The organism is Novosphingobium subterraneum (assembly GCF_000807925.1).
GTDB classification, from domain to species: Bacteria; Pseudomonadota; Alphaproteobacteria; order Sphingomonadales; family Sphingomonadaceae; genus Novosphingobium; species Novosphingobium subterraneum.
The window spans coordinates 1-3835 of the sequence record NZ_JRVC01000046.1; the positions used below are offsets into that span (position 1 = coordinate 1).

Annotated in this window: 6 protein-coding genes; 2 read left to right on the plus strand and 4 right to left on the minus strand. The window is 63.9% G+C overall.

The annotated features are described in order from the left end of the window. From NJ75_RS23035 to rimP, 4 genes are all read right to left on the minus strand, one after another. On the minus strand, positions 1-175 hold a 175-nt coding region (locus tag NJ75_RS23035), incomplete at its 3' end, for a translation initiation factor IF-2 associated domain-containing protein (protein WP_211257976.1). Positions 176-180: 5 nt separating this feature from the next. Then, the gene (locus tag NJ75_RS23040) at positions 181-915 is read right to left on the minus strand and encodes a DUF448 domain-containing protein (protein WP_039338735.1); all 735 of its coding nucleotides are present in this window, start codon (positions 913-915) and stop codon (positions 181-183) included. Next, positions 896-2530, minus strand: a complete 1635-nt coding sequence (gene nusA, locus NJ75_RS23045; RefSeq protein ID WP_039338736.1) for a transcription termination factor NusA — start codon at positions 2528-2530, stop codon at positions 896-898. Before nusA ends, NJ75_RS23040 begins: the two co-directional genes overlap by 20 nt. A gap of 3 nt (positions 2531-2533) precedes the next feature. Beyond that, positions 2534-3094, minus strand: a complete 561-nt coding sequence (rimP, locus tag NJ75_RS23050) for a ribosome maturation protein RimP (RefSeq protein WP_039338737.1) — start codon at positions 3092-3094, stop codon at positions 2534-2536. Positions 3095-3435: 341 nt separating this feature from the next. Between rimP and NJ75_RS25355 the strand changes: the two genes are divergently transcribed. Both NJ75_RS25355 and NJ75_RS23055 read left to right on the plus strand, forming a co-directional pair. Continuing rightward, the gene (locus NJ75_RS25355; RefSeq protein WP_269078644.1) at positions 3436-3567 is read left to right on the plus strand and encodes a hypothetical protein; all 132 of its coding nucleotides are present in this window, start codon (positions 3436-3438) and stop codon (positions 3565-3567) included. Continuing rightward, positions 3567-3791 carry a PspC domain-containing protein gene (locus NJ75_RS23055; protein ID WP_039338738.1) on the plus strand — a complete coding sequence of 75 codons (225 nt, stop codon included), beginning with the start codon at positions 3567-3569 and terminating at the stop codon, positions 3789-3791. The genes NJ75_RS25355 and NJ75_RS23055 overlap by 1 nt, the downstream gene beginning before the upstream one ends. Positions 3792-3835: the final 44 nt, after the last annotated feature.

The window sequence follows — 3835 nt, forward strand, 5'->3', positions numbered from 1 at the left end:
CAGCAACAGGAGCGGCCTCGCCGGGCCGGCCCATCAGCTTGCGCCGCTTCACTTCGACCACCACCTTGTTGGTGCGACCATGGCTGAAGGTCTGCTTGACCTCTCCCGCCTCCACCGAGGTCTTCAGACCCAGCGGCCTACGGCCCAGTGTCGGCTTCTTGTCGCTATCGCTCATCGAACTCATTCGCCCTTCGTATCAATATCGTCGTTCGCCACTGCACCCGTCTCGGATCCGGCGGCTTCAGTCTCGTTTCCGAGAAAATGTATCAGGCGCTGCAGCGGCGCTTGCAGCCTTGCGGCGGCAGCGGGGTCGGTCAGCGCGACGTGAACGACGTTGTCGCGGCCCAATGCCACAGACAGCGCCGCTCGGTCCAGCGGCAAGATGACACCTTTCATCCCAGAACCCTCGGCGCCTTCGCCCACGCGCCAGGCTTGCGCCAGCTTGTTGGGTCCATCGGTGCCAGCGTCCGAGGCATGGCCGAGGAACGTCACAGCCCCCGCCCGGCAGCCTTGCGCAATCTTCTCTGTGCCCAGCAGCACATTGCCCGCCCGCAGCTCGATGCCGAGCCGGTCGGTCACCAGGCGACGCAGCGCCTGTTCGATGCGTTCGGGAAGATCGGCCGGAATGGACAGCGCAGCACCCTTGAAGGCACGCGCCAGCGCTCCCTTAAGTTTGCCATTGGCAATCGCTTTTTCAAGGGCTTGCCGGTCCACGCCGATCCAGGCCCCGCGCCCGGGGGCACGCGCCATCACGTCAGGCAGCACGTCGCCATCGGGCGAGATGGCAAGACGCGTCAGTTCGTCCCGCGCATCATGGCGCCCGGTCAGCACGCACTTGCGCTCCGGCGAGGCCTTCCCCGCCGGTGCAGTGCCGGAGATGTCGGAGCTTAGCGGCTCATTGTGAGGAATCCGCATCGGCGGCCTCCTCAGCTACTGGCTCGTCATCGAACCAGTGGGCACGCGCGGCCATGATGATCTCGTTGCCCTGTTCTTCGCTCAGGCCATACTCGCCCAGCACGCCACCCTTGTCCTCGACGCGCTCGGGGCGATCGCTCTTTTCGCGCGGGCCCTTGTCGTTGCGGCGGCGCTGTTCGGCGCGCTTCTTGGCGATCAGCTCGTCGGTGGCAAGGTCCGCCAGGTCGTCAAGCGTCTTGATACCGGCCTTGCCCAGCGTGACGAGCATCGCTTCGGTCAGGTGCGGCAGCTCGGCCAGCGCATCTTCGACGCCAAGGCCACGACGCTGTTCGCGCAGGGCTTCCTCGCGGCGCTCGATCGCTTCAGCGGCACGGCTCTGGAGTTCTTCGGCGAGCTCTTCGTCGAAGCCTTCGATCGTGGCCAGTTCGCTGGTCTCGATGTAGGCGACTTCTTCCAGCTCGGTGAAGCCTTCGGCCACCAGCAACTGCGAGAGCGTTTCGTCCACGTCGAGCTCTTCCTCGAACATCTTCGAGCGCTCGGCGAATTCCTTCTGGCGCTTCTCCGAAGCTTCCGCCTCGGTCATGATGTCGATGGCAGAACCCGTCAGCGACGAGGCCAGACGCACGTTCTGGCCGCGGCGACCGATGGCGAGCGACAGCTGGTCATCGGGCACGACGACTTCGATGCGGCTCTCTTCCTCGTCGATCACCACGCGGCTGACCGTGGCGGGCTGGAGCGCGTTGACCACGAAGGTTGCGGTGTCCTCGCTCCAGGGGATGATGTCGATCTTCTCGCCCTGCAGCTCCTGCACGACGGCCTGCACGCGGCTGCCCTTCATGCCGACGCAGGCGCCGACCGGGTCAATGCTCGAATCGCGGCTGATCACGCCGATCTTGGCGCGCGAACCCGGATCGCGGGCAGCGGCCTTGATCTCGATGATGCCGTCGTAGATTTCGGGCACTTCCTGCGCGAAGAGCTTCTTCATGAACTCGGGGTGCGCGCGGCTGAGGAAGATCTGCGGCCCACGGTTCTGGCGCTCGACCTTCATGATCAGCGCACGGACGCGCTCGCCCACGCGCGGCACTTCGCGCGGGATCTGCTGGTCGCGGCGGATCACGCCCTCGGCGCGGCCGAGGTTGACAATCACGTGGCCGAATTCGACCGACTTGATCACGCCGGTGATGACTTCGCCCGCACGGTCCTTGAACTCGTCGTACTGGCGATCCCGCTCCGCATCGCGGACCTTCTGGAAGATCACCTGCTTGGCCGACTGCGCGTCGATGCGGCCCAGGTCCACCGGCGGCAGCGGATCGACGATGAAGTCGCCAACCTTGGCGCCCGGCTGCAGCTTTTCGGCAGCCTTGAGGTCAACCTGCTTGAAGTAGTCCTCGACTACTTCGACCACTTCCACGACGCGCCACAGGCGCAGGTCGCCGGTGCGCGGATCGAGCTTGGCGCGAATGTCGTTCTCGGCGCCATAACGGTTGCGCGCCGACTTCTGTATTGCCTCTTCCATCGCCTCGATGACCACCGACTTGTCGATCATCTTCTCGGTGGCAACCGCGTTGGCGATTGCAAGCAGTTCGGCGCGGTTGGCGGAAATCGCACTGGCCATGGGTCAGTATTCCTGTTCTTCGAGAATTTCGTCCGCACCGCTGGTATCCAGCGGCCGGGAAGCGGCAATAAGCTTGTCCGTCAGGATCAGCTTGGCATTGGCAACGAGGGCGAACGGCACCTCGAACACGATACCATCGTCCTCGATCGAAATGGTCTGGGTTTCGGCATCGTAGCCGGCAAGATCGCCACGGAAACGCTTGCGCTCGCCCAGCAGCTCGGAAAGCTCGATGCGAGCCTCCTGCCCGACCCAGGCGGCAAAGTCCTTGGGTCGCGTCAGCGGACGGTCGATGCCGGGCGATGACACTTCAAGGCGATAGGCGTCTTCGAGCAGCACTTCGCCCGCCTCTTCCAGTTCGTCGAAGCGGTCGGAAATGCGATTCGACAGCGCGGCGCAGTCCTCGATCACCAGCTGGCCGGTCTCTGGCCGCTCGGCCATGACCTGAAGCGTATGCTCCTCGTCACCGATCTCGCCGCCCTTGAAATAGCGCACGCGCACGAGATCGAAGCCCAAGGCCTTGGCCTCCGGTTCGATAACTTCCGCGATCCGCGCGATATCCGCCATGCAATCTCCAATAAGCCGAATGGCAAAAGCGGGTCGCTGCCGGTGCCCGGTGGGACCAGCCTGACCTTGCTTTCACAATGTCGGGATGAGGCGCAGATAGGCCCGGTCGCGTAAAAAAGCAAGCTGCAAAGCGCGTCAGCAGCAGCGGTAAAGACAACGCCACGCAAACGCTCGCCAATTAATGGGGAATTTCACCACTGTTCAGCAGCGGGAAAGATGCCGAGGTTCCGCCCGACCACCGTGATCCGCAGAAATCCGCCATTTCGGCAGTTTGGCACGGGCCATGCAAAGCTGGTCGCATAAGCCATAACGGCTCAAACAGTTACCATGAGGACAAGATCATGACCGCCATCACCAACCGCATCGCCGCCGCAGCAACCGCTTTCGCACTCAGCCTCGCGCTGATCGCCGGCACTGTCCACACGCCAGTTTACAACAGCGCGGCCCCCGCCGCCATGCAGGAGATGATCTGATGAGCCAGCTTCGCTTCGACGACTCGGCCCCGCGCCCGATCGAGACCACTCGCGGTTTCCGCCTCGACAAGGTCAACGGCAAGGTAATGGGCGTCTGCTCAGGCATCGCCAACTACTTCAACATCGACGTAACCCTGGTCCGCGTCGCTTTCGCTCTCGGCACCCTGCTGGGCTTCGGCTCGGCCGTGCTCGTCTACCTGCTGATCGGCCTCATCGCCGACTGAGCCGCAACAGTCAGACCTTGCGGGCCCTCCAGCCCCCCGCAATG